Origin of the sequence: Streptomyces sp. NPDC020996 (assembly GCF_040641355.1) — a bacterium.
In the GTDB taxonomy this organism is placed as follows: domain Bacteria; phylum Actinomycetota; class Actinomycetes; order Streptomycetales; family Streptomycetaceae; genus Streptomyces.
This window is the reverse complement of record NZ_JBFADM010000070.1, coordinates 1-24,105: the sequence shown is the minus strand read 5'-3', so window position 1 is coordinate 24,105 and position 24,105 is coordinate 1. Positions and strand designations below refer to the sequence as shown.

The following is a 24,105-nucleotide window of genomic DNA, read 5'->3' as shown; positions in this document are numbered from 1 at the left end:
GGTCGCCCGGAACCTGGCCGCCCGGAACCTGAGAGAATTTCCCGGTGAACGCCCCCGCAACCCCGGCCGAGACCCTCCGCTCCGCCCTCGCCGCCCTCCTCGACGGCCTCCCGCCCCGGCAGGCCGCCCAGGCCGTGGAGCGGCTGATCGCCAGCTACCGGGGCGCCACCCCGACCGACGCCCCCATCCTGCGCGACCGCGCGGACGTCGTCGCGTACGCCGCCTACCGGATGCCGGCGACCTTCGAGGCGGTCCGCTCGGCGCTCGCGGCGTTCGCCGCGGCCGTGCCCGGCTGGACCCCCGGCAGCCACGCGGACGTCGGCGGCGGCACCGGCGCGGCCACCTGGGCCGTCACCGCGACCTGGGAGGGCGCCCGCCCCGTCACCGTGCTGGACTGGGCCGAACCGGCCCTCGCCCTCGGCCGGGAACTCGCCGCCGCACACCCGGAGCTGCGCCGGGCGCAGTGGCGGCGCGCCCGCATCGGCGCGGCGCTCACCCTCGACCCCGCCGACCTCATCACCGTGTCCTACGTCCTCAACGAGCTGACCGGCCCCGACCGGGCCGCCCTCGTCGACGCCGCCGCGTCCGCCGCGCAGGCCGTCGTCATCGTCGAGGCCGGCACCCCCGACGGCTACGCCCGCGTGATCGAGGCCCGCGACCGCCTGGTCGCCGCCGGCTTCCAGGTCGCCGCGCCGTGCCCGCACAGCGCCGCCTGTCCCGTCGTGCCCGGCCAGGACTGGTGCCACTTCTCCGCACGGGTCAGCCGCTCCTCCCTGCACCGCCAGGTCAAGGGCGGCTCCCTCGCCTACGAGGACGAGAAGTTCGCCTACGTCGCCGCCACCCGCTTCCCCGCCGAGCCCGCCCCCGCCCGGGTGGTCCGGCGCCCGCAGATCCGCAAGGGCCAGGTCCTGCTCGACCTCTGCGAGCCCGAAGGCCTGCTGCGCCGCACAACGATCACCAAACGCCACGGCGACCTGTACAAAACCGCCCGAGACACGGACTGGGGCGACCCCTGGCCCCCGCGCCCCTGACCGGCGGTCCGTCTGTCGGCAACGATGCGCCTGCCGATGGCGTGCGCCTGCTGGCCGCCATGCCCCTGACCAGCGGTGGCGCACGTGTTGGCCGCCGTGCGTCTGCTGGCTGCCATGCCCCTGACCAGCGGTGGCGCACGTGTTGGCCGCCGTGCGTCTGTCGGCGGCCGTGCGCTGTTGGTCCCGCACGCCTGTCGGCCACCACGCGCGTGACGGCGGCGTGCGGCTGCCGGCGGCGTGCGCCTGCTGGCCGCCATGCCCCTGACCAGCGGTGGCGCACGTGTTGGCCGCCGTGCGTCTGTCGGCGGCCGTGCGATGTCGGCCCCCACGCGCCTGACGGCGGCGGTGCGGCTGCCGGCGGCGTGCGCCTGCTGGCCGCCATGCCCCTGACCAGCGGCGGCGCACGTGTGGCCGCCGCGCGCCTGTCGGCGGCCGTGCGGCGAGGGCCGCCGCGCCTGGCGGTCGCGGTGTGGTCGGCGGTCGCCGCTCCGGTACGCCGATCCTGCTGTCCACGCTCATCGACGAGAAGCCGGCCGACCTCAACTTGCGCGGCGGGCGTGTCGGCGCCCCGTGCAGGCGCTGGACGACACGCTCGGGGGCGTCGGCCGACGGCCGTTCACGGACCCGACGGACAGTCCGTCCTGCCCGGCATTCCGAAGGACGCCGCAGCCGTGCGGCGGTGAGGCCGGCCGACGGCACCGGGCCGGCGAGCAGGGCGGTGACCGCGAGCCCGGTCGAGCCGAACAGCGCGGAGCCGAGCAGCGCGGAGGCGAGCAGCGCGGAGGCGAGCAGCGCGGAGGCGAGCAGCGCGGAGGCGAGCAGCGCGGAGGCGAGCAGCGCGGAGGCGAGCAGCGCGACGATCGCGAGGCAGGGGGCGCGCGGCCCCAGGACGCCCGGCGCCGACCCCGGCCTGCCCGGCGCCGGGCGGCACGGCCACGTCCGCCGACGACCGCCTCTGCCGGCCGCCGTGCGCCGCACGTCCCGCACGTCACGACAAAGCGCCCCATGCACCCCGATCGCGGTGTGGGGCAGGTCTCGTCCGCACTGTCCCTGATGTGCGGTCCGGCCCCCCGGAGCGCGGGATGATGGGAGCATGAGGCATGCTGGTCCGCACGACGGCGAGGCGAGGGGATAGATGAGCGCGGAGTTGGGCGGCCAATCCGGCCTGCGGGGCAAGATCTCCCACTGGCTGCGCGGACGCGGCCCGAAGGACACCGCCGACGACGGCGGCCGGGAGGCCCTGCTGCTGGCCGCCGCCTCGGCGGGGCTGCCGCTCGCGCCCGCCGCGCACCCGGCGCCCGGTTACGGGTGTTCCTGCGACCGCGTCGGCTGTCCCACCCCGGCCCGGCACCCGGTGTCGTTCGCCTGGCAGACGCAGTCCACCACCGACCGCGCCCAGATCGAGCGCTGGGCCCGCCACCAGCCGCAGGCCAACTTCATCACCGCGACCGGCATGGTGCACGACGTGCTCGACGTGCCGCTGGCGGCCGGACGCGAGGCCCTTCGGCGGCTGCTCGACTCGGGCGTCGAGGTGGGCCCGGTCGCCGAGAGCGACGACGGCCGCATGCTCTTCTTCACCCTCACCCGCGGCACCCCCGAGGACGAGGACGAGTGGTGGCCCTGCGAGCTGGACTGCCACCCCGAGACGATGGACGAGCACCCCGGCCTGCGCTGGCACTGCCGCGGCTCCTACGTCCTCGTCCCGCCCGCCCGGCTCCCCGGCGACGACGGCCAGGCCGTGCACTGGGTACGCGGCCCCGAGCACCCGCTGCCCGAACCGCTGACCCTCCTGGAAACCCTCACCGACGCCTGCGCCCGCCACGCCGGCGAGGAGTCCGACCGGACGGGCGCGCCCTGGCCCCTGCGCCACTGAGCGGCAGGCCCCAGGTACGCGGACCGTCGACGCGGAGCGCCTGACCGCCACCCGGACGGATCGTCCGCGTTGCGGCCCTCCCCCCGGCCGGTGACCGTGATCAAGAGGGGGCCGGTCGGCCCACCTTCACGAGACGGGAGAGGGCCATGCTCGTAAAAACGATGGCGCTCGGAACGACCGCGGCCGCTGCCGCGCTGCTGGCCGTGGCACCGCAGGCCGGTGCCGCCCCGGTCAACGGCTGCACGGTGAGCGGCCGCCACGTGACGTGCGTGGACTACGGCGGCATCAACCGGCAGCGCGGCCAGTACTGGTCCGCCTACCAGTACAACCAGAACGGCATCAAACTGAACATCTGCAACGCGTGGAACGGCTGGACCATCACCTGCGTCAACTACTGAGCAGGTCCTACGACCCCTGGGCCGAGGTCAGCCCCTCCAGGCGGGAGAGCACCGACACCTGCTCGCCGCCCGAGCCCTTCGCCGGGTCCACGGCCACCTCGTTGGAGACGAACTCCATCGTCAGCGACTGCTTGATCTCGCCGGTCGTCAGGGCGCGCACGCTCTCGTTCGGCGTGGGGATCGAGGCGCCGGGCGCGGCGGTCTGCTTCTCGAAGCGGCGCGTCGTGAAGAACACCAGCGCGCCGCCGTCCGCGGTGCGCAGCGCCAGCGGGGCGTAGTCGCCCGAGGTCAGCGGCTGGTCGATGTACTGGGTGGCCAGGCCCGGCTTCCTGGCGGCCTTCGCGCGCTGCGCCCGCCACTGACTGGTGTGCGTGCCGGCCGCGAAGGTCTTGCCGCCGCTCTTCAGGTACGTCGCGTAGTCCTTGCTCAAGTCGGCCGGCGCGACGGCGAGTCGGGCGGAGTCCGCGGGCACCGCCTCGGCCCAGCCGTTCGCGTCCTTCTTGATCTCGGGCAGCGAGCCGGGCGCGATCAGCGTCAGGTACGCCGCCTGCCACGGCTCGTCGAGGCCGGCGCGGGTGAACACCAGCAGCCAGTGCAGGTCGCCGCCCTTGTTGCCCTGGGCCTCGGCGACGAACCAGCGCGGCCAGCCCGCCTTCTTGGGAATGGTGAACGTCGCGTCGCTCAGCTTCAGCGGGGTGTGCGCCGGATTGCCGGTGGGGTTGTTCGCATGTCCGGCCTTGAGCCGGGCGGCGTCGATGTCGCCGAGGGCGCCGGTGACATGGTCGGCGTCAAGTGAACTGTCGTACGCCTCGTCCGCCTTGTTGTACGCGGCCGTGAACTGCCGCAGCGCCCGGTCGGCTTCGGCGCGGGTGGTCGCTGGGATCACTTCGCGCTCCCCGTGCACCACCACGCACCCGCTCGCCGTCAACGACAAAGCGGTCACCGAGGCCGCTATCAGTGCGCTCCGGTCAAGCCCGCGGCGCCTCGGACGGCTGCGATCCCTGCTCATCGACTGCCTTCACCTTCCCCTTCCCGGAGGCGAACCCTACCGGGGCGAAGAAGAGCGCGAGGGTCGGGACGAGGTACAGCAGCCACACCGTGACCTGGAGGACCGTCGGGTCGGGCTGGAAGTTGAACACGCCCTTGAGCAGCGTGCCGTACCAGCTGTCCGGCGGGATCGTGCCGCTGACGTCGAAGGCCAGGTTCGTCAGGCCCGGCAGCCAGCCGGCCTCCTGAAGGTCGTGGAAGCCGTACGCCAGCACGCCCGCCGCCACGACGACCAGCATCCCGCCGGTCCAGGTGAAGAACTTGGCCAGGTTGATCTTCAGGGCGCCGCGGTAGAACAGCCAGCCCAGGAAGACGGCCGTGGCCAGGCCCAGGGCCACCCCGATCAGCGGGCGCGGGGTGCCGTCGCTGGCCGCGTGCACCGATGCCCACACGAACAGGGCGGTCTCCAGGCCCTCGCGGCCGACGGCGAGGAAGGCCGTGGCGACCAGCGCGCCCGTGCCCATCGCCAGCGCCGCGTCCAGCCTGCCGTGCAGCTCCGCCTTCAGGTGCCGGGCGGTGCGCCGCATCCAGAACACCATCCACGTCACCAGGCCGACGGCGAGCACCGACAGCGAGCCGCCGAGCGCCTCCTGGGCCTGGAAGGTCAGCTCCTGCGAGCCGAACTCCAGCGCGCAGCCGAAGCCGAGCGCGATCGTCACCGCGACGCCGATGCCGATCCAGATCGGCCGGACGGCGTCCCGGCGGCCGGTCTTCACCAGGTAGGCGATCAGGATGCAGACGACCAGGCTGGCTTCCAGCCCCTCGCGCAGGCCGATCAGGTAGTTGGAGAACACGGCTCAGGCCTCCTTCGTGAACAGCGTGCTGCCCCACCAGTCGTCGCTGTCGCGGACGCCGGGCGGGACGGCGAAGACCGCCGAACTCACGTGCTGGGTGTACTCGTTGAGCGCGTCCGTGGCCAGGTTGCGCTGGATGCGGATGAAGCCCTCGCGGATGTCTCGCTGGTAGGCGATGAAGAACAGGCCCGCGTCCAGGCGGCCCAGGCCGTCCGTGCCGTCGGTGAAGGAGTAGCCCCGGCGCAGGATCGTCGCGCCGCCGTTGGAGTCGGGGTGCGCGAGGCGGACGTGCGCGTCGGGCTTCATCGCCTTCAGGAACGGCTCGTCGCGCTCCTTCGCCTTGCCGACGGGGGCGCCCTCGCCCTTGTCGCGGCCGAAGACGTCCTCCTGCTCCTGCAGGGAGGTGCGGTCCCAGGTCTCGATGTTCATGCGGATGCGGCGGGCGACCAGGTACGAGCCGCCGGTCATCCAGCCGGGCCCGTCCTTCTCGCCGACCCAGACGAACTTCGCCAGCCGGTCCCGCTCGGTGCCGGAGATGTTGCGGGTGCCGTCCTTGAAGCCGAACAGGTTGCGCGGGGTCTGCGCGTCGGGCGTCGTCGACGACGTCTTGCCGAAGCCGAGCTGAGACCAGCGGACGGCGACCTTGCCGAAGCCGATGCGGGCCAGGTTGCGGATCGCGTGCACGGCGACCTGCGGGTCGTCGGCGCAGGCCTGGACGCACAGGTCGCCGTCGCTGCGGCTGCGGTCGAGGTTCTCGCCGGGGAACTTCGGCAGGTCGACCAGGGCCTCGGGCCGTTCGTCCGCCAGGCCGAACTTCTCGAACAGCGACGGACCGAAGCCGATCGTCAGCGTCAGCCGTGACGGCTTCAGGCCCAGCGCCTCGCCGGTGTCGTCCGGCGGCGCCTCCGCGAGCCCGCCGTAGGCGCCCTCGCCGACCGCCTGGCCGGCGGTCATCCGGCGCGCGGCCGCCGTCCACTCCTTGAGCATCCGCACGAACTCGGCGCGGTCGTCGGTCTTCACGTCGAACGCGGCGAAGTGCAGCCGGTCCTGCACCGGCGTGGCGATGCCGGCCTGGTGGGCGCCGTGGAAGGCGACGGCGGCGCCGGCCGGGTCCGTGCCGTCGGCGGAGTCGTCGGCGCGGGCCAGCGCGACCGCGCCGCCGGCCGCCGCGGCGCCGAGCGCGAGCCCGGCCCCGCCCCAGCCGATCAGCGAACGCCGGGAGGGCCGCGGGCCGGCGGCCGGCGAGGTGGTGGCTTCCTGGGTGTCCGTCATGGCCGTCCCCTACTTCACGACGGCGGCGGCGAGCGTGGACAGCGGCTCGGCGAGCGCGTTCACCGCGTCCGACAGTTCCTTGCGGTCGGCCTTGCCGACCTTGTCGTACGGGGTGAAGTCGTACGAGTCCTTGTCCGCGCGGTACTTGTCGAGCAGCGTGTTCAGCGCGGCGAACTGCTTGTCCAGCTCGGCGGTCAGCGCCTTGTCGTTGCCCTGCACGACCGGCTTGAGCAGCTCGTAGGACTTCTGGGCGCCCTCGACGTTGGCCTTGAAGTCGACCAGGTCGGTGTGCGAGTAGCGCTCCTCCTCACCGGTGACCTTGCCGGTGGCGACCTCGTCGAGCAGTTCCTTGGCGCCGTTGGCCATGGAGGTCGGGGTGATCTCGGCCTTGCCGACCCGCTCCTGCCAGTCCTTCAGATCGGTGACCAGCTGGTCGGCGAGGGTCTTCTCCTCGGCGCCGATCTTCTTGTCCTGCCACAGGGCCTTCTCCAGCCGGTGCCAGCCCGTCCACTTCTGGCCGTCCTCCAGGCCGTCGGCGCGGACGTCGACCTTCGGGTCGATGTCGCCGAAGGACTCGGCGACCGGCTCGGTGCGCTCCCAGCCGATGCGGGAGGGGGCGTAGGCCTTCTTCGCGGCCTCGACGTCGCCGTCCTTGACCGCCTTCACGAACGTCTCGACCGCCGGCAGCGTCGCGTCGGCCTGCTCCTGCGCGTACGCGCGGTAGGCGGCGACGGCCTTGTCCAGGCGCGGGTCGCGCTTGGCGGCGGAGCCGCCGGTGACCGTGAGCTTCTGGCGCACGCCGTGGCCCTTCATGCCCGGCCGGCAGGCGATCTCGTACGATCCGGCCTTCACCTCGGCCGTCAGCGTGTACTTCGTGCCCGGCCCGATGTTCTCCTTCTCGGAGACGATCCGGTCGTCCGGGAAGACGATCTCGACCTCGGTGGCCTTGGAGCCCTTGTTCTCGATCTTCAGCGTGACCTGGCCGGCCGGGACCGACTTGACGGAGGTGTCGCACTTCGAGTCGGCCGCGGTCACCTCGATCGTCCCGGCGTCGTCCGCTGTGCTCTTCTGGGTGCAGCCGGTGACGGCGGTCAGAGCCGCCGCGGTGGCGACGGCGGTGACGACGGAGAGTCTGGCGGCTCGCATGCAGGCTCCATAAGGCTGGCGGAAAATCGCGGGTCCGTCTCACCCAGGATGGTGAGGCTCACCTAACTTATCTAAGCCTTGCCTGCCTGCTACCCGTCGATGCGGTGATTCAGCTCTCATGGGCGGCCCGCAGACACGGAACCGTCACGGTGGCCAAAAACGAACCCCAAGGGAAAGTCAAGAGAGCGTCAATGATCGTCCTTCCGGCCGACCGGCGGCACACCCGCCCCACGGCCGCGGGCCACGGCGTGCCCGGCGCACCGGATCACGGCCCGGTGCGCGCCGCGTCCCGGACGTGCGCCAGACCGGCGACGTGATGCTTCAATGCCCGCGTGACTGACTACGACGTGCTGCGCGTCTTCTGCGCCCCGGACGGCGGCTACGGCAACGAACTCGGCGTCGTGCGCGACGGATCGGTGCTGCCCGAGCGGGGCGACCGGCAGGACCTCGCCGGAAAGCTCGGCTTCAGCGAGACCGTGTTCGTCGACGACCCCGAGCGCGGCGTCATCGACATCTACACCCCGACCCTGCGTCTGCCCTTCGCCGGGCACCCCTGCGTCGGCGCCGCATGGCTGCTGGACGTGCCCGAACTGGTCACGCCCGCCGGGGTGGTGGGCGCCCGCCAGGACGGGGAGTTCAGCTGGATCGAGGCGCGGGCGGAGTGGGCCCCGCCGCGCACCCTGCGCCAGTACGCCACCGCCGCCGAGGTCGACGCGCTGCCCGTGCCGCCGAAGGGGGAGTGGATCTACGCCTGGGCCTGGCAGGACGAGGCCGCCGGACGGGTACGGGCGCGCGCCTTCCCCGGCCGGGACGACGGCATCGACGAGGACGAGGCGACCGGCGCGGCGGCCCTGCTGCTGACCGACCGGCTGGGCCGGGCGCTCAACATCACCCAGGGCGCGGGCTCCCAGATCCTCACCGCCCCGCAGCCGCACGGCTGGGTGGAGATCGGCGGGCGGGTGTATCTGGAGCGCTGACGGCGCCCGTACGGGCGGTCCCGCGTGTGCGCGGCGGCGAGCGGTTGCCTCTGGGCGTGACCAGCCGGCCGTCGTGAGAGGAAGCCCATGCGTATCCGCTCAGCCCTGGCCGCAGTCGCCCTCGGTGCCGCCCTGACCGCCGCGGGCGCGGCCGGCGCCGCCGCCGGCGAGGAGCCGCAGCACGACCGCGGCGGCGACCACCACGCGGTCTGCACCCCGTACTTCGGCGTGGTCCACGCCGAGACCGCCGGCATCCTCTACGGCGGCGCCGACTGCCGCGCCGGCCACTTCTGACGGACCGGCTCCGGGCCCCCTCCGCCGTCGCGGAGGGGGCCCGGCCGTTCGCGCCCGCCCGCGCTCCCGGAAGGCCCTAAGGCAGGGTGAGGATCTCCGCGCCGGTCTCGGTCACCACGAGCGTGTGCTCGAACTGCGCCGTCCGCTTGCGGTCCTTGGTGACGACCGTCCAGCCGTCGTCCCACATGTCGTACTCGTGCGTCCCCAGCGTCAGCATCGGCTCGATCGTGAACGTCATGCCCGGCTGCATCACCGTCGTCGCGTGCGGGCTGTCGTAGTGCGGGATGATCAGGCCCGAGTGGAACGACGAGTTGATCCCGTGCCCGGTGAAGTCCCGGACCACGCCGTAGCCGAAGCGCTTGGCGTACGACTCGATCACCCGGCCGATGACGTTGATCTGCCGGCCCGGCTTGACCGCCCGGATCGCGCGGTCGAGGGACTCGCGGGTCCGCTCCACCAGCAGCCGGCTCTCCTCGTCGACGTCCCCGACCAGGTACGTGGCGTTGTTGTCGCCGTGCACCCCGCCGATGTACGCCGTCACGTCGAGGTTGACGATGTCGCCGTCGCGCAGCACCGTCGAGTCCGGGATGCCGTGGCAGATCACCTCGTTGACGCTGGTGCACAGCGACTTGGGATAGCCGCGGTAGCCCAGCGTCGAGGGGTAGGCGCCGTGGTCGCACATGTACTCGTGCGCCACCCTGTCCAGTTCGTCGGTGGTGACGCCCGGTGCGATCAGCTTCGCCGCCTCCGCCATAGCCCGCGCGGCGATCCGCCCCGCGACGCGCATCGCCTCGATCGTCTCCGGGGTCTGCACCTCCGGTCCGGTGTACGGCGTCGGCGCGGGCTTGCCGACGTACTCGGGGCGGCGGATGTTTCCGGGCACCTGACGGGTGGGAGAGAGCTCCCCTGGTACGAGCAGCGACTGGCCAGACATGCCAGCGAGTCTAACCAGCGGGCATGGGGGAACATGTCGTTGGCGAGAGGAGCGGGTCATGGCCTTGTTCAAGAAGCGGACGGTCGGCAAGCCGGGCGAGTGGTTCTACTGCCTGGAGCACAAGAAGGTCGAGGAGGGCCCGGAGTGCCCGGCCAAGGACCGCTTCGGTCCGTACGCCTCCCGGCAGGAGGCCGAGCACGCCATGGAGACCGCGCGCGAGCGCAACCTCCAGTGGGAGAACGACCCCAAGTGGCACGACGCCCCCACCGGCGGAGGCGCGACCGAGGACTGATGAACTGAGCGACTGATGAACCGATGGCCTGATCGGGTCGCCTGCTGGCCTGATCAGGCCTCGGCCGGTGCGGCTGCCGCGCGCTGTGCGCGCAGCCGCACCGCGTGCTCGTTCGTCCGCACGTCGTACCGCATCAGGTTCGGCAGGCACAGCGCCAGCAGCCCCACCGCGCCCGCGCACAGCAGCCCGCCCGACCACACGGACGCGCGCACGCCCCACCACGCGGCGAAACCGCCCGACCGGACCTGGCCCACGGTCGGCCCGACCGAGTACGACAGCAGCTCGATCCCGGCGAGCCGGCCGCGCAGCTCGTCCGGGATCGTCTGGTTCCACATGGCCCCGCGGAAGATGCCGCTGACCATGTCGCAGGCGCCCGCCACCGCCAGGAACAGCAGCACCAGCCACACGTCGCCGACGACGCCGGCGGCCGCGATCGCCAGGCCCCACAGGGCCGCCGCAGCGACCACCATCCGGCCGTGCCGGTGGACGCGCGAGGTCCAGCCGCTGGTCAGGCTCACCACCAGCGACCCGGCCGGGAGGGCGGCGTACATCAGCCCCAGCGACCACTCGGCGTCCAGTTCGTCCGCGAGGAACGGCAACACCGCGAGCGGCATCGCCAGGAACATCGCGGCGAGGTCGACGGCGTAGGTGCCGAGCAGCTCCTTGCGGCCCCACGCGTACCGGGCGCCCTCGAGGATCGCCCGCAGCGACGGCTTCGCCGCCTCATAAGAGGCGGGCGAGGCGGCTATGCGGACGACCAGCACGACGGATACGGCGAAGGTGACGAGGTCCGCGCCGTAGGCCCAGCCCAGGCCCGCGTACGCCACCACCACGCCGGCCAGCGCCGGGCCCGCCACCCCGCCGACCGTCCAGCGCAGCGAGTTCAGCGACACCGCGGCCGGCATGTGCTCGTGGGCGACGATCCGCGGCCACAGCGAGTCGAGCGCGGGCCGCTGCACGGCGCCCAGCGCGGACGACAGGGCGGCGACGACGTACAGCGGCCACACGGCCGGGTGCGGCATCAGCGCGTCGACCAGCAGCACCGCGGACAGCAGGCCCTGGCCGGCCTCCGTCCAGACGATCAGCTTCCGCTTGTCCAGCGCGTCGGCGAGCGCACCCCCGTACAGCCCGCACACGATCAGCGGCACCAGCTCCACCGCGCCGATCGCCCCCACCGCCGCCGCGGATCCGGTCAGTTCCTTCACCTGCACCGGCAGCGCGACGAACGTCAGGAAGCTCCCGAAACCCGAGATCAGCCCCGACACCCACAGCCGCCGGAAGTCGGCGGAGGCCCGCCACGGCGCGAGGTCGGGCAGCAGGGAACGCAGGCCGGAGGGGCCCTCGGCGGCCTCGGCGGCGCCGCCGGGCGAGTCGTCGGTCACGAGGGCCCATGCTGGGCCGGGCCGGCGACCGGGGGCAAACGCTTTTTCTCCACGCGTATCTGTCCACGGGTACGCGTCGTCCGCCGTCCCTACCCGGGCCTTGGTACCGGTGGGCTCGCGTGCGGGTTGTTCAGCGGGTGCGCCGGGCGGTGAGGACGGTGTCGTGGACGGTCACCGGCGTGCCGTCGGGCGTGGTGTCCGCGCGCGGGCGCGCGGTTCGGGCGAGGACCTTCCACTCGTGTTCGGGGAGGCCGGCCGCGAGGTCGTCGGCGGTGTAGAAGAGGCCGGGTTCGGCCGGGCGGGGCATGGCGGTGTCGAGGTCGCCGGGGTGGTGGCCGACGATCACCAGATGCCCTTCGGGGGCGACTCGGTCGGCGAGGGCCGCGAAGACCGATTCCCGTACCGGTCGGGGGAAGTGGATGAAGGACGCGGTGACCAGGTCGTAGCGGGGCCTTTCGCCGGGCTGCCAGCGGCGGATGTCCGCCTGCTGCCAGGTCGTGCGGCCGGCCAGGTGGGCGGGGGTGTGCCCGGCGGCCCGGTGGAGGGCCTCGGAGGAGAAGTCGACGCCGGTGACCTGCCAGCCCTGCCCGGCCAGCCAGATGGCGTCCGCGCCCTCACCGCAGCCCACCTCCAGCGCCGTCCCCGGAGCGAGCAGCGAGACCTCCTCGACCAGCGCGGAATTGGGCTCACCGCTCCACACCTGGCCGGTGCTGTAGCGCCGGTCCCAGAAGGCGGCACTGAAACGCGGGTCGTTCTCGGTCATCACGGACTCCTTCGGACGGTGGGGCAGGGTCATGCGCGGGTGGGTTCGGGGGCGGGGATACGGCGTCCCCACAGACCGAAGAGGACGAGGCCGGCCGGCGGCGCCGGCGCGGTATCGGGCCCGCCCGCGGTGGGCGAGCTGCCTCGGGTCATTGCGTCGTCTCCTGTCCTGTGTCGTCGCCCGCACCACCGGGGCGGGCGCCTGCTGACACGGTCGGACCACGCGGATCGACATGCAAAGAACCTTGCTGCGGTGGCAAGGTAGGGGCATGGACGAAGAGACCGCAGCGACGCTGGAGGCGGTCGGGCCCCGCCTGAAAGGGCTGCGCACTCAGCGCAACCTGTCGCTGACCTTCCTCGCCCAGTCCACCGGGATCTCCCTGAGCACGCTCTCCCGCCTGGAGAGCGGTCAGCGCCGCCCCACCCTCGAACTGCTGCTCCCTCTGGCGCGCGAGCTGCGCGTGGACATCAGCGAACTCATCGGGGCGCCGCAGACCGGCGATCCCCGCCTGCGGCTCGAGCCCGTCACCCGCCACGGCATGACCATGCTGCCCCTGACTCGGCGAGCAGGAAGCCTGCAAGCCTACAAACTGATCATCTCGCCCAGGATGCGCTCACCCGAGCCCGAGCAGTCCAGCCATGAGGGCTACGAGTGGATCTACGTCCTCGACGGCCGCCTGCGCCTGGTCCTGGGAGACAAGGACCTGGTCATGGGGCCCGGTGAAGCGGCCGAATTCGACACCCGCACCCCCCACTGGTTCGGCAACGCCGACGAGCGCCCCGTCGAGATCCTCAGCCTCCTGGGCCGCCAGGGGGAGCGCGCACACCTCCGGGCCCGGACCGTGCGGCCCGAGAGCACCGCAGCAGGCGCCGACCGGCTGCCGGCAGGTCCGGGTGGCGGCCTGCCGGCCGGCACCGCGCGGCCGGGCCGCGAGCCTTCCGCTCAGGGCTGACGGGCAGAGAACTGGCGGCGCAGGTATCCGTGCCAGGCGTGGACGTACGCGGCACTCACCGCGGCTTCGGGGGCGAAGAGGTCAAAGGCGTGGTATGCGCCGGGGTACAGGTGCAGTTCGACGGGCACGCCGTCGGCCTGGAGCCTGGTCGCGTAGCTCAGGTTCTCGTCGCGGAAGACGTCGAGTTCGGCGGCCGCGATGAAGGTGGGCGGCAGGCCGGTGAGGTCCGTCGCGCGTGCGGGTGCGCAGTACGGCGGGGCCTCGTCGGCGCCGGCGCGGTCCCCGAGAATCAGGTTCCAGGCCAGGATGTTGGTCGCGCGGTCCCAGATGCCGATGTCGGTGACCTCGTGACTCGAAGCGGTGGTGTTGCGGTCGTCGAGCATCGGGTAGCTCAGCGCCTGGAACAGCGGCGCCGGCTCGCCATGGTCGCGGATCATGAGCGCGGTGGCCGCGGCGATGCCGCCTCCGCCGCTCTGCCCGGCCAGGGCGATGCGGCCCGCGTCGATGCCGAGGGCGGCCGCCTGACCGCGGAGCCAGCGGTGGGCGAGCAGTCCGTCCTCGGCGGCGGCCGGCGCGGGAGCCTCCGGCGCGAGCCGGTAGTCGACGGAGGCGACGATGCAGCCGACCTCCAGGACCAGGTGCTTGAGGGTGGGATCGTCCTGGGCCGCGTATCCGAGGACCTGCCCCCCGCCGTGGAACCAGAGCAGTACCGGAAGCGGCCCGGCTGCCTCGGTGGGCCGCAGCAGCCGGATGGGGAGGGTGGATCCGTCCGGGCGGACCACGCCGGCCTCTTCGACCGACACGGACGGCTCATCCGGTATCTGGGCCGCGATCGCCTCGGCGAAGGCGCGGACGCCGGCGCGGGTGCCCTCCAGGTCGCTGAGGTCGAACACCCCCGCCTCCGTCATCGGCACCGCCTTCAGGGCCTCCGCGAGTTCGGGGTCGATCCGCTCGGGTGCGTTCTTGGTGTTCATGTCGTTCGTTCTCCTCGCGGCTGCACAGCAGCCGGTCGTGCGGGTGTGCCGGGTCGTTCGGGCCGGTTCCGCCGGGCCGTCCGGACGCGCGGGGGCCGGGCGGACGGAGAAGGTGGGACGGCTCAGCGCGGGGTGGTCGCGGAGGCGTCGAAGTAGTGGCCCTGGCCGAGGTCGTCGATGAGGCCGGGCTGGACGGGCTTCCAGCCGAGGAGGTCCTGGGTCAGCGTGCTCGAGGACGGGTTGTCGGCCCGGGCGAGGGCACCGAGGAAGCCGAAGTGGGCGTCGGCCTCGGTCGGCGGGATGCTGACCGCGGGCAGGTTCAGCCCGCGGCCGATGCCCTCGGCGATCCGGCGGAAGGTGATCCCCTCGTCGTCGACGGCGTGCAGCCGTGACCCCGCCGGCGCGGATTCCAGCGCCAGCCGGTACAGGCGTGCCGCGTCCAGCGTGTGCACGGCGGGCCAGCGGTTGGCCCCGTCGCCGACGTAGGCGGAGACGCCCTTGGACCGGGCGATGGAGATGAGGGTCGGGACGAAGCCGTTGTGATCGAGCGCGCTGTGCACGGTAGGAGCGAGCCGGACGACCGACGAGCGGATGCCGCGTTCCGCGAGCGCGACCACCGCGTTCTCGGCGTCGATCCGCGGGCCTGCGTCGAGCGCGTCGGCCTCGGTGGCGGCGTCTTCCAGTCCCGCGAAGGCGAGCAGCATGGTTCCCGACGTGGTCACCAGAGGCCTGCCGGTGCCGGCGAGCGCGTTGCCGAGGGCGTCGATGGCGCGCAGATCCGCCGCGACCGCGCCGTCGAAGTCGCCGGCGAACATGGCGTCGTGCTTGAAGGCCAGGTGGATGACGCCGTCGGCCGCGGCGGCGGCCACGGCGAGGCCGTCGAGATCGTCGAGGTCGCCTCGGTGCACCTCGGCGCCGGCGGCCGTCAACGCGGCGGCCGACTTGTCCGAGCGGGCCAGCCCGACGACCTGGTGCCCCGCTTCGAGGAGTTCGGGGACGACGGCGGAGCCGACGTGTCCGGAGGCTCCGGTGACGAATACGCGCATGGTGCGCCTTCCTGCTGCGGGCTCCCCACCGGGGGCGGAGAACACTGATGTCAGTTAGTGACATCACCGTAGCGCCCATGTCAGACTCTGTCATCACTTTGATGTCAGATTCTGTCATCGATAGGTAGGATCGGAGCATGAGCCGATGGAAACCCGACGCGCGAGGCCGCCTGGAGAAGGCGGCGATGGAGCTCTACAACGACAAGGGCTTCGACGCCACCACCGTGGCGGAGATCGCCGCCCGGGCCGGGGTCACCGAACGCACCTTCTACCGGCACTTCGTCGACAAGCGGGAAGTCCTCTTCCAGCCCAACGCCCTGGCTGACGTCCTCGCGAAGGCCACGGCCGCCACCGACGCCCTGCCGCCGCTGGAGGTGATCGCCCACGCCCTGACCGAAGCCGCTCCCGTCTTCGAAGAACGTGCGGAACTGATACGGCAGCGGCAGGCCGTCATCGCCGCCAACCCCGAACTGCAGGAACGCGAACTGGCCAAACTGGCCTCACTCGTCTCCACCCTCGCCCAGGCGCTTCGCGAACGCGGTCTGGAGGCCACCACCGCGACACTCGCGGCCGAAATCGGGGTCGCCGCGTTCAAGGTCGCCTTCGAGCGCTGGATCGACAGCCGCGGCCGGCACGCCCTCGCCCGGCTGATCCGGGAGACCCTGGACACCGCCAGGCAGCTCACCGCACCGGCCGGACATGCCGCCGGGACCGACGACGGGAGCTGCACAGGCCGGGAGAGCGTGGCATAACAGGCACATCACCGAACCGGAATCAAGATCGCCCCGCTTCCGCCGACCCCCGCTTCCGCCGACCCCCGCTTCCGCCGATTCCCGTTCCGATACTCCCCAGGGGCCTACCAGGGCGCCGGCGGCGGAGCCGTCAGCTGGTCGGCCAGCCGGGCCAGCCGGTCCCGGAAGCGCCGCCGGCCCCGCGGCGCGGGCAGCGAGTTGTCCCCGGCCGCCGCGCTCACCAGGTGCTGCACGGTGTCCAGGTCCAGCTCCGAGCCCTCCGGCACGGCCAGCGACTCGTGCGCCATCGCGACGAGCTCCCCCTCGCCGGGGCCGAGGGCCAGCACCGTCGCACCGGCCCGCCGCGCGTCGTGCACCCGTTCCAGCAGCGGGGCACCGGGCCCGCCCGGCGACACCACCAGCAGCGTCTCGCCCCGCCGCACCGCGGCCAGCCGCCCCGGCCCGACCGCCAGGTGTGCGGGGTCGGACGCGCGCGCGTCGTGCCGCACCAACGTCGGCGCCAGCTCCGGCGTCCCCGACCACGCGGCCTCGTCCACCAGATGGGCGGTCAGGTGCCACGGCTCGTACTCCGGCGTGCCCACCAGCAGCAGCCCGCCCCCGTGCGAGACCACCGACCCGCGCAGCGACCCCGCGAACCGTCTGGTGGCCCCCAGCCATTCGGTCCCGGCGAGCACTTCACGGAGCAAGGCGACACGTACGGCGTCCATGTGTCCGCATGGTGCATCAACCGCGCACTCCTGGCCCGCGGTTCACCCGCGATTCGCCCGCCTTGGGGACAGCGCCGGGGACCGTCCGCGCCTCCCCCGACGGCGGCCGCACCCGGCGCCCCGCCCGCGCGGCCGGCGTCCCGCCCGCGCGGCCGACGAGCCGCCGGCCGCCTGCTCCGACCCGCCCCGCGCCGACGCGCACACCGTCGGACTCCGTTACGAGACCGGTGACTTCGGCGCGTACCGGCGCATCGTCCCGCGGCGGGTGCCCGTGACGCGGCTCACCCGACCGCCCCGGGCCGCCCGGCCGGCCGTACAGTCGGCCCATGACCTCTACCGACAGTGCTGCACAGACTCCCGCGAAGGCTCCCGCCAAGGACCCGTGGGACCTGCCCGACGTCTCCGGGCTGGTCGTCGGCGTCCTCGGCGGAACGGGGCCGCAGGGCAAGGGCCTCGCCTACCGGCTCGCCCGCGCGGGCCAGAAGGTGATCATCGGCTCGCGTGCCGCGGAACGCGCCCGCGCCGCCGCCGACGAACTCGGGCACGGCATCGAGGGCGCCGACAACGCCGACTGCGCGCGCCGCAGCGACATCGTGATCGTCGCGGTGCCCTGGGAGGGCCACGGCGCGACGCTGCAGGCCCTGCGCGAGGAACTCGCGGGCAAGCTGGTCGTCGACTGCGTCAACCCGCTGGGCTTCGACAAGAAGGGCGCCTACGCGCTCAAGCCGGAGGAGGGCAGCGCCGCCGAACAGGCCGCCGCGCTGCTGCCCGACTCACGGGTCACCGCCGCCTTCCACCACCTGTCGGCGGTGCTGCTGCAGGACCCGGAGGTCGACGCGATCGACACCGACGTGATGGTGCTGGGCGAGGAGCGCGCCGACGTGGAGGCGGTCCAGGCGCTGGCGGGCCGCATCCCCGGCATGCGCGGCATCTTCGCGGGCCGGCTGCGCAACGCCCACCAGGTGGAGTCGCTGGTCGCGAACCTGATCTCGGTCAACCGCCGCTACAAGGCGCACGCGGGACTCCGGGTCACGGACGTGTGAGGCATGGGGGACACTGGTGGCACCAGCAGTGCCGCAGTGTCCCCCTCCAGGAGCCGACCGCCATGCCCTCCCCGTCCCCCGCCGGCCCGGCCCGGCGTCTCGCCCTCTTCGCCCTCGCCGTGTGCGTCCTGGCCGTGGCCGCCGCGGTGCTGTCCTTCGTGCGCGGCAGCTGGCTGGGGATCGTGTGGATCCTGCTCGCCGGACTGTCGTCCAACATGGGCTGGTACTACCTGCGCCGGAGCCGGATGACCCACGCCCAGCAGCGGTAGCGGGGCGGTCACCGGCCGGTGGTCGGGTGGTAGTCGGCCGTCGGCCGGTAGCCGGCGTGGCAGTTCCGCAGGCTCACGGCCAGAAGTGGTAGAGGTCCCAGCCCTGGGCGGAGTCGAAGTCGCTGACGCCGAGCCCGCGCAGCACGGCGTCGACCAGGTCGAAGAACACCGCGTTGACCGAGGGCACCCACAGCAGCGCGAACACGAACAGCAGCCCGAACGGCGCGAAGGGCTCCACCTGGCGCTTGACCTTGTACGACAGCCAGGGCTCGAGCACCCCGTAGCCGTCCAGGCCCGGCACCGGCAGGAAGTTCAGGATCGCGGCGGTGACCTGGAGCAGGGCCAGGAACGCGAGCGCGAAGCGGAAGTCCTGCGGCACGCCGTCCAGCGCGTCCAGCCAGAACGGGGCCGTGCACACCGCCGCGAACAGCACGTTCGCCAGCGGTCCCGCCGCCGAGACCAGACTGTGCCGCCAGCGCCCCGGGATCCGGCCGCGCTCGATGAACACGGCACCGCCGGGCAGCCCGATCCCGCCCATGATCACGAACAGCACCGGCAGCACCACGCTGAGCAGCGCGTGCGTGTACTTCAACGGGTTCAGTGTGAGGTACCCCTTGGCGCCGACGGTGATGTCGCCGCCGTGCAGGGCGGTGCGCGCGTGCGCGTACTCGTGCAGGCACAGCGACACCACCCAGGCCGCCGTCACGAACAGGAACACGGCCACGCCCGGCTCCTCGGCGAACCCCGTCCAGGTGGCCCATCCCGCGACCGCGGTGACGGCCAGGATCCCGAGGAAGACGGGACTGATCCTCTGATCGCTGCGGCGGGTGGCGGCGGTGGTCATGGGGCTCCCGACTTTCGTGCGCACGCTGGGACTGCCCGACCGTACCGGGCCTGTGAGGACAACGTCCCACGGGCGGGCCCCGGTTCCGCGGGCGGCCTCGGAGAAGGCGTGCGGGGCGGCAGGACGCGGCGTCCACCGACGAGTTGAGTACGGTTTCCGGGTGTGACGGGGAGGGCCGACCGGGCCCGTCCCCCCGCTGCGCCGGTGACCGAACCCGTGACCGGCCCCGACGGCACCGCAGATTCCGGAGACTATGGACCCCGTGCGCTACGGCATCCTCGGCACCACCCAGGCGCTCCGCCCCGACGGCACCGCCGTCCCGGTCGGCGGGACGCGGCTGCGCGCGCTGCTGACCGTGCTGGCCCTCCGGGCCGGCCGTACCGTGCCCGTGGCCGTGCTGGTCGACGAGGTGTGGGACGGCGACCCGCCCGCCGACGCGCCGGGCGCGCTGCAGGCGCTGGTGGGGCGGCTGCGCCGGACCCTCGGCGCGGACGCGGTCGCCTCCGCGGACGGCGGCTACCGGCTCGTCGCCGCCCCCGACGACGTCGACCTGCACCGTTTCGAGCGGCTGACCGGCGAGGGGGTCCGGGCCCTGGGCGACGGCGACCCCGCGAAGGCGGCCGTCGTTCTCGACGACGCCCTCGCCCTGTGGCGCGGACCCGTCCTCGCCGACCTGCCCGGCCGCACCGCCGAGACGGCCCGCTGGGAGGCCCGGCGCCTGGACGCGCTGCGCGCCCGGCACACCGCCGCCCTCGCCCTCGGCCACGCGCAGCAGTCCCTGCCCGAGCTGACCGCCCTGTGCGACGGCCACCCCCTGGACGAGCCCCTGCAGGCACTGCGCCTGCGCGCCCTGCGCGACGCGGGCCGCACCGCGGAGGCACTGGCCGCCTACGAGGACGTACGACACCTCCTGGCGGACCGCCTCGGCGCCGACCCGGGCCCGGAACTGCGTTCACTGCACGCGGAGTTGCTGCGCCCGGACGACGGGTACGGCGACCGCGCGACGTCCGGCGGCCGCGCTGCGTCCGGCCGGGCGCGTCCCATGGCGGGCTCCGCGCCGGCCGTCGCCCCCGCCTCTTCGCCCGGGGGCGGTGACGACGCTGCGTCCGGTGGCCGCGCGCCGTCCGGCAGCCGCCTGCCGGGCGGACCGGCACGCCCCGCGCGGGCCGCCGCCCCCGCGTCTCCGCCGCCGTCCGGCGGCGACGTGGCGTCCGGCGGTCGCGCTTCGCGCGGCGACCGGGCGGTGTCCGGCTCGGCGGGTGCTGCGGGTTCTGCGGGGGGCTCCGCGTGGGCGGCCGACCCCGGCTCTCCGCCCCTGGCCGGTGACGACGTGGCGTCCGGTGGCCGCGCGCCGGGCGGTGACGAGGCGGTGTCCGGCCCGGCGGGTCCTGCGGTGGGTGCCGCGCGTCCCCTGACGGGCTCCGCGTGGGCGGCCGACCCCAGCTCTCCTTTGCCCCCGGTCGGCGACGACGTGGCGTCCGGTGGCCGCGCGACGGGCGGCGAGCGTGCGGCCGTCGGTCCCGTGCGTCCCCCGGCGGACCCCGCGCGGGCCGCCGTTCCCCCTGCTCCCGCCGACCCCGCCACACCCGCCTCCCCGCCCCCCGGCAACCTCCGCGCCCGCCTCACCTCCTTCGTCGGCCGGGAAGCCGACATCGATGCGATCCGGGGCGACCTGTCCGCAGCCCGGCTGGTGACCCTGCTCGGCGCCGGCGGCGCCGGGAAGACGCGCCTGTCGCAGGAGGCCGCCGAGACCGTACGGGACGCGGCCCCGGACGGGGTGTGGCTGGCCGAACTGGCGCCCGTCGACGACCCCGACGCCGTACCGGAGGCCGTGCTCACCGCCCTCGGCGCCCGCGAGACCGTGCTGTACGGCGCCGGCGCGGAGGCGATGCGCGCCGGGGCGGAGCGCCACGACGACCCCGTCGAGCGGCTCGCCGAGCACTGCGGCCGGCGGCGCATGCTGATCGTCCTCGACAACTGCGAGCACGTCGTCGACGCCGCCGCCCGGCTCGTCGAGGAGCTGCTGGAACGCTGCCCGGGACTGACGGTGCTGGCCACGAGCCGGGAACCGCTCGGCGTGCCGGGGGAGTTGCTGCGGCCGGTGGAACCGCTGCCGGAACCGGTCGCGCTGCGGCTGTTCGCCGAGCGCGGGGCCGCCGCACGGCCCGGCTTCCGCGTCGACGACGACCCCGACGCCTGCGCCGAGATCTGCCGGCGCCTCGACGGACTCCCGCTCGCCATCGAACTCGCGGCCGCCCGGCTGCGCATGCTGACGCCACGTCAGATCGCCGACCGGCTCGACGACCGCTTCCGGCTGCTGACCTCCGGCAGCCGTACCGTGCTGCCCCGCCAGCAGACCCTGCGCGCCGTAGTCGACTGGTCCTGGGACCTGCTCGACGAGGACGAACGGGACGTGCTCGGCCGCCTGTCGGTGTTCGCGGGCGGCTGCGACCTCACCGCCGCCGAGGCCGTGTGCGGGCCGGCCGCCCTGGAGGCGCTCGGCTCGCTGGTCGACAAGTCCCTGGTCGTGGCCGCCCCCTCGGGCGAGGGCGAGATGCGTTACCGGCTGCTGGAGACCGTCGCCGAGTACGCGGGCGAGCGGCTTCAGGAGTCGGGCCATCGCGCGGAGACGGAGCGCGCCCACCTGACGTACTATCGCGAACTCGCCCGCCGCACCGACCCGTTGCTGCGCGGCCCCGGCCAGCTCGCCGCCATCGGCCTGCTGGAGCGTGAGTACGAGAACCTGCGCACCGCCCTGCGTCACGCCGTCACCGAGCGCGCCGAGCAGGAGGCCCTGTGCCTGGTCCTGTCGCTGGCCTGGTACTGGCAGATGCGCGACCTGCGCATCGAGGGCCGCAACTGGTCCCGCGAGGTGCAGTCCCTCGGCCCGGACCCGTTCGCCGAGCCGGTCCGCCGGGCCGCCCCCGTGCGGCAGCGCTGCACCGACGTCCCGCTGCCCTGGACCGGCGAGGTCCTCGCGGAGGCCTGGCGCGGGGTGCACCTGATCCACCTCGCCTACATGGACACCGAGCTGGACGCCTGGCAGAGCCCCGAGGCCCAGGCGAAACTGCGCGCCATCGCCGCGGCCTACGAGCCCGGACTCCCGCAGACCTGCCGCGCTCCCGGCGCCCTGTGGGTGTTCGCGATCATGCTCTCCGGCGACCTGGAACGGCTGCGCGAGGTCATGGACGCCACCGTCCGCACCTGCCGTGCCACGCCCGGCTTCGAGTGGGAGCTCGCCGTGAGCCTGCAGTTGCGCGCCAACCTGCTCGCCAACCGCGTCGACTCCGCGGGTGACGCGGCCCGCGACGCCGACGAGGCGCTGGAGGTCTACCGCCGCATCGGCGACCTGTGGGGCGTCGCCGAGGCGCTGTCCGCGCGGGCCGAGGCCCATGAGCGCATGGGCGACTGGGCCCGGACCGCCGCCGACTACGAGGCCGCGATCGAGCAGGCCGAGCAGCTCGGCGCCCGCGCCCAGGTGGCCGTGCTGAACGCCCGCCTCGGCGGCGCCCTGCTGGACGCGGGCCAGGGCGAGCGCGGCGAGCGGCTGCTGCGCGAGGTGATCGCCCGGCAGGACGGCTCGGGCAACGAGGCGATGCCGGCCGCCCGGCTGTTCCTCGCGGGGCGGCTCGCCATGACCGGCCGCATTCCGGAGGCGCGCGAACAACTGCGGCTGCTGCGCGAGCAGTTCCGGATCACCCACTTCGTCGCCTTCGACGCGTTCATCCTCGGCGCCGAGGCCTGGGTGGACGCCGTCGACGGCCGCTACGAGGACTGTCTGCGCAAGGCGCGGGCGGCGCTGGAGAAGGCCGGCGACCCACTGGCGGAAGCCATCGCCCCCACGCTCAGGTCGGCCTTCCTGACCGTCGCGGCCGCGGCCCTGGCCCGCGTCGACGACGGCGGCCGCGCCCGGGACGCCGCCCGCTGCATCGGCGCCGCCGACGCCCTGCTGCCGCCCGCCCATGCGCAGACGTTCACGGAGCGCGAGGTCCGCGCGCTGGCCGTGGCGCGCACCCGGGGCGCGCTCGGCGAGGAGGCTTACGAGGCCGCGTACGCGGAGGGCGGCGGCCTCTCCGCGGAGGAGGCCGCCGCCCTGGTGTGACGCGCATGTGTGACGCGCGCCGTGCCGGTGCCGGTCAGACCTTGGTGCGGAACTTGCGGACGGCGACCGGCGCCATCACCGCCGTGATGGCCACCGACCAGCCGAGGGTCACCCACACGTCGTGCGCCACCGGGCCGCCGGTCATCAGCCCGCGCGCCGCGTCGGCGAGCGAGGACAGCGGGTTGTAGTCGGTGAAGGTCTCCAGCCAGCCCGGCATCGACGCGGTCGGCGCGAAGATCGACGAGCCGAACTGCAGCGGGAACAGCACCAGGAAGCCCATCGCCTGCACGGACTGCGCGCTCTTCATGACCACGCCCAGGGTGAGGAACACCCACATGATCGACGAGGCGAACACCGCGGACAGACCCACGGTCGCCAGCAGGCCCGCCCAGTGGTCGATGTCGAACCCGACGGCGACGGCGACGATCATCAGCACGGTCGTCGCGAACAGCATCCGCGCCAGTTCCACCGAGATCTTCGCGAACAGCACCGAGCCGCGCCCGATCGGCAGGGACCGGAAGCGGTCCATGACACCGCTGTGGAAGTCCTGGTTGAAGCCGGTGCCGACGCCCTGGGCCAGCGTCATGCTCGTCATCGCCAGCATGCCGGGGATGACGTACTGCACGTACCCGTCCTGCCCGCCGCCGAGGGCCTGCCCGATCGAGCCGCCGAAGACGTAGACGAACAGCAGGGTGAAGACGACCGGCATCAGCAGGGCGTCGAACATCGACTCAGGGTCCTGCCGGATCCACAGCAGGTTGCGGCGGATCAGGGCGCCGGTGTGGCGCAGGTGACCGCGCAGCGGAATGCGCGCGTCGGTCGCGGTGGGGGTGGCGGTCGTGGTCGCGGTGGCGGTTGCGGTGCTCATACGGCGACCTCCTCACGGGTGTCGGCGGGCACGGCGTCCTGCGGGGCACTGGCGCGGTGGCCGGTGAGGGACAGGAACACCTCGTCCAGGCTGGGCAGTTCGGTGGTGATGGAGGAGAGGGTGAGGCCGCGCGCGGTGACGGCCTGCACGACGGCGGTGAGCTGCTCGTCGCTGAGGACCGGCACCAGCACGGCTCCGGCCTCGGTGTCCACGGTCGTCGTCGCGAGCCCGGTGATGCCGAGGCCGTCCAGCGCGGCGGCGAGCGGCCGCAGCTGCCGCGGGGGGGGGGGGGGGGGGGCGGGGGGGGGGGGCGCCCCCCCCCGGGCGCCGGAGGGGCGGAGGGCG

24 protein-coding genes and 1 pseudogene are annotated in these 24,105 nt (G+C 73.8%); 11 read left to right on the top strand and 14 right to left on the bottom strand.

Annotation, left to right across the window (positions count from 1 at the left end):
• Positions 1-44: 44 nt before the first annotated feature.
• Positions 45-1,031, top strand: coding sequence for a small ribosomal subunit Rsm22 family protein (locus AB0G63_RS33275; RefSeq protein WP_360758094.1), 987 nt, complete (start codon positions 45-47; stop codon positions 1,029-1,031).
• A gap of 616 nt (positions 1,032-1,647) precedes the next feature.
• On the opposite strand, the gene AB0G63_RS33270 is transcribed toward AB0G63_RS33275, so the two are convergent.
• Positions 1,648-1,962, bottom strand: a complete 315-nt coding sequence (locus AB0G63_RS33270; RefSeq protein WP_360758141.1) for a pentapeptide repeat-containing protein — start codon at positions 1,960-1,962, stop codon at positions 1,648-1,650.
• Positions 1,963-2,166: 204 nt separating this feature from the next.
• Here AB0G63_RS33270 and AB0G63_RS33265 point away from each other — a divergent pair, with 204 nt between their 5' ends.
• Both AB0G63_RS33265 and AB0G63_RS33260 read left to right on the top strand, forming a co-directional pair.
• Entirely contained in the window at positions 2,167-2,904 is a 738-nt protein-coding gene (locus tag AB0G63_RS33265) for a bifunctional DNA primase/polymerase (RefSeq protein ID WP_360758091.1), read from the top strand.
• Positions 2,905-3,050: 146 nt separating this feature from the next.
• On the top strand, positions 3,051-3,302 hold the full coding sequence (locus AB0G63_RS33260) for a hypothetical protein (protein WP_360758088.1): 252 nt from the start codon (positions 3,051-3,053) through the stop codon (positions 3,300-3,302).
• A gap of 7 nt (positions 3,303-3,309) precedes the next feature.
• Here the strand turns inward: AB0G63_RS33260 and AB0G63_RS33255 are convergent, their stop codons facing one another.
• Genes AB0G63_RS33255 through efeO form a run of 4 tightly spaced genes read right to left on the bottom strand, consistent with a single transcriptional unit; the run spans position 3,310 to position 7,561 of the window.
• Positions 3,310-4,311 (bottom strand): hypothetical protein, encoded by a 1,002-nt coding sequence (locus tag AB0G63_RS33255; protein WP_360758085.1) that lies wholly within the window; start codon positions 4,309-4,311, stop codon positions 3,310-3,312.
• Positions 4,271-5,143, bottom strand: a complete 873-nt coding sequence (efeU, locus tag AB0G63_RS33250; protein ID WP_360758084.1) for an iron uptake transporter permease EfeU — start codon at positions 5,141-5,143, stop codon at positions 4,271-4,273. The genes AB0G63_RS33255 and efeU overlap by 41 nt, the downstream gene beginning before the upstream one ends.
• A gap of 3 nt (positions 5,144-5,146) precedes the next feature.
• Positions 5,147-6,415, bottom strand: coding sequence for an iron uptake transporter deferrochelatase/peroxidase subunit (gene efeB, locus AB0G63_RS33245; RefSeq protein WP_360758081.1), 1,269 nt, complete (start codon positions 6,413-6,415; stop codon positions 5,147-5,149).
• A 9-nt stretch (positions 6,416-6,424) separates the two neighbouring features.
• Positions 6,425-7,561 (bottom strand): iron uptake system protein EfeO, encoded by a 1,137-nt coding sequence (gene efeO, locus AB0G63_RS33240; protein ID WP_360758079.1) that lies wholly within the window; start codon positions 7,559-7,561, stop codon positions 6,425-6,427.
• A 332-nt stretch (positions 7,562-7,893) separates the two neighbouring features.
• On the opposite strand from efeO, the gene AB0G63_RS33235 reads away from it, so the two are divergent.
• Positions 7,894-8,538, top strand: a complete 645-nt coding sequence (locus AB0G63_RS33235; RefSeq protein ID WP_360758076.1) for a PhzF family phenazine biosynthesis protein — start codon at positions 7,894-7,896, stop codon at positions 8,536-8,538.
• A gap of 87 nt (positions 8,539-8,625) precedes the next feature.
• On the top strand, positions 8,626-8,832 hold the full coding sequence (locus AB0G63_RS33230; RefSeq protein WP_360758075.1) for a hypothetical protein: 207 nt from the start codon (positions 8,626-8,628) through the stop codon (positions 8,830-8,832).
• A gap of 76 nt (positions 8,833-8,908) precedes the next feature.
• On the opposite strand, the gene map is transcribed toward AB0G63_RS33230, so the two are convergent.
• On the bottom strand, positions 8,909-9,766 hold the full coding sequence (gene map / locus AB0G63_RS33225) for a type I methionyl aminopeptidase (RefSeq protein ID WP_360758074.1): 858 nt from the start codon (positions 9,764-9,766) through the stop codon (positions 8,909-8,911).
• Between the two features lie 58 nt (positions 9,767-9,824).
• Here map and AB0G63_RS33220 point away from each other — a divergent pair, with 58 nt between their 5' ends.
• Entirely contained in the window at positions 9,825-10,058 is a 234-nt protein-coding gene (locus tag AB0G63_RS33220) for a hypothetical protein (RefSeq protein WP_360758071.1), read from the top strand.
• Between the two features lie 53 nt (positions 10,059-10,111).
• Here AB0G63_RS33220 and AB0G63_RS33215 read toward each other — a convergent pair whose 3' ends face one another.
• Together AB0G63_RS33215 and AB0G63_RS33210 are read right to left on the bottom strand one after the other, a co-directional pair.
• Positions 10,112-11,440 carry an MFS transporter gene (locus AB0G63_RS33215; protein ID WP_360758068.1) on the bottom strand — a complete coding sequence of 443 codons (1,329 nt, stop codon included), beginning with the start codon at positions 11,438-11,440 and terminating at the stop codon, positions 10,112-10,114.
• A gap of 130 nt (positions 11,441-11,570) precedes the next feature.
• Positions 11,571-12,203 carry a methyltransferase domain-containing protein gene (locus AB0G63_RS33210; protein ID WP_360758065.1) on the bottom strand — a complete coding sequence of 211 codons (633 nt, stop codon included), beginning with the start codon at positions 12,201-12,203 and terminating at the stop codon, positions 11,571-11,573.
• A 268-nt stretch (positions 12,204-12,471) separates the two neighbouring features.
• Here AB0G63_RS33210 and AB0G63_RS33205 point away from each other — a divergent pair, with 268 nt between their 5' ends.
• Positions 12,472-13,155 (top strand): XRE family transcriptional regulator, encoded by a 684-nt coding sequence (locus AB0G63_RS33205; protein WP_360758062.1) that lies wholly within the window; start codon positions 12,472-12,474, stop codon positions 13,153-13,155.
• Here the strand turns inward: AB0G63_RS33205 and AB0G63_RS33200 are convergent.
• Together AB0G63_RS33200 and AB0G63_RS33195 are read right to left on the bottom strand one after the other, a co-directional pair.
• Positions 13,146-14,129, bottom strand: a complete 984-nt coding sequence (locus AB0G63_RS33200) for an alpha/beta hydrolase (RefSeq protein ID WP_360758059.1) — start codon at positions 14,127-14,129, stop codon at positions 13,146-13,148. The genes AB0G63_RS33205 and AB0G63_RS33200 overlap by 10 nt on opposite strands.
• A 122-nt stretch (positions 14,130-14,251) precedes the next feature.
• Entirely contained in the window at positions 14,252-15,175 is a 924-nt protein-coding gene (locus tag AB0G63_RS33195; protein ID WP_360758056.1) for an SDR family oxidoreductase, read from the bottom strand.
• A 137-nt stretch (positions 15,176-15,312) separates the two neighbouring features.
• On the opposite strand from AB0G63_RS33195, the gene AB0G63_RS33190 reads away from it, so the two are divergent.
• Complete coding sequence (locus AB0G63_RS33190; RefSeq protein ID WP_360758053.1) at positions 15,313-15,927, top strand: TetR family transcriptional regulator; 615 nt, start codon at positions 15,313-15,315, stop codon at positions 15,925-15,927.
• 104 nt (positions 15,928-16,031) lie between these two features.
• Here the strand turns inward: AB0G63_RS33190 and AB0G63_RS33185 are convergent, their stop codons facing one another.
• Positions 16,032-16,634 carry a hypothetical protein gene (locus tag AB0G63_RS33185; protein ID WP_360758050.1) on the bottom strand — a complete coding sequence of 201 codons (603 nt, stop codon included), beginning with the start codon at positions 16,632-16,634 and terminating at the stop codon, positions 16,032-16,034.
• Between the two features lie 326 nt (positions 16,635-16,960).
• On the opposite strand from AB0G63_RS33185, the gene npdG reads away from it, so the two are divergent.
• Positions 16,961-17,677, top strand: coding sequence for an NADPH-dependent F420 reductase (gene npdG, locus AB0G63_RS33180; RefSeq protein WP_360758047.1), 717 nt, complete (start codon positions 16,961-16,963; stop codon positions 17,675-17,677).
• Positions 17,678-17,739: 62 nt separating this feature from the next.
• Positions 17,740-17,946: a hypothetical protein gene (locus AB0G63_RS33175; protein ID WP_360758044.1), complete on the top strand. Its 207-nt coding sequence runs from the start codon at positions 17,740-17,742 to the stop codon at positions 17,944-17,946.
• Positions 17,947-18,019: 73 nt separating this feature from the next.
• On the opposite strand, the gene AB0G63_RS33170 is transcribed toward AB0G63_RS33175, so the two are convergent.
• Positions 18,020-18,790 carry a site-2 protease family protein gene (locus AB0G63_RS33170; protein WP_360758041.1) on the bottom strand — a complete coding sequence of 257 codons (771 nt, stop codon included), beginning with the start codon at positions 18,788-18,790 and terminating at the stop codon, positions 18,020-18,022.
• Between the two features lie 253 nt (positions 18,791-19,043).
• Between AB0G63_RS33170 and AB0G63_RS33165 the strand changes: the two genes are divergently transcribed.
• A complete protein-coding gene (locus tag AB0G63_RS33165; protein ID WP_360758038.1) occupies positions 19,044-22,892 on the top strand; it encodes a BTAD domain-containing putative transcriptional regulator in 3,849 nt (1,282 codons plus the stop codon).
• Between the two features lie 34 nt (positions 22,893-22,926).
• Here AB0G63_RS33165 and AB0G63_RS33160 read toward each other — a convergent pair whose 3' ends face one another.
• Positions 22,927-23,760 carry an ABC transporter permease gene (locus AB0G63_RS33160; protein WP_360758034.1) on the bottom strand — a complete coding sequence of 278 codons (834 nt, stop codon included), beginning with the start codon at positions 23,758-23,760 and terminating at the stop codon, positions 22,927-22,929.
• Positions 23,757-24,035: pseudogene (locus tag AB0G63_RS33155) on the bottom strand (daunorubicin/doxorubicin resistance ABC transporter ATP-binding protein DrrA); the annotation flags it as partial. The gene AB0G63_RS33160 and the pseudogene AB0G63_RS33155, both read right to left, overlap by 4 nt.
• Positions 24,036-24,105 lie beyond the last annotated feature (70 nt).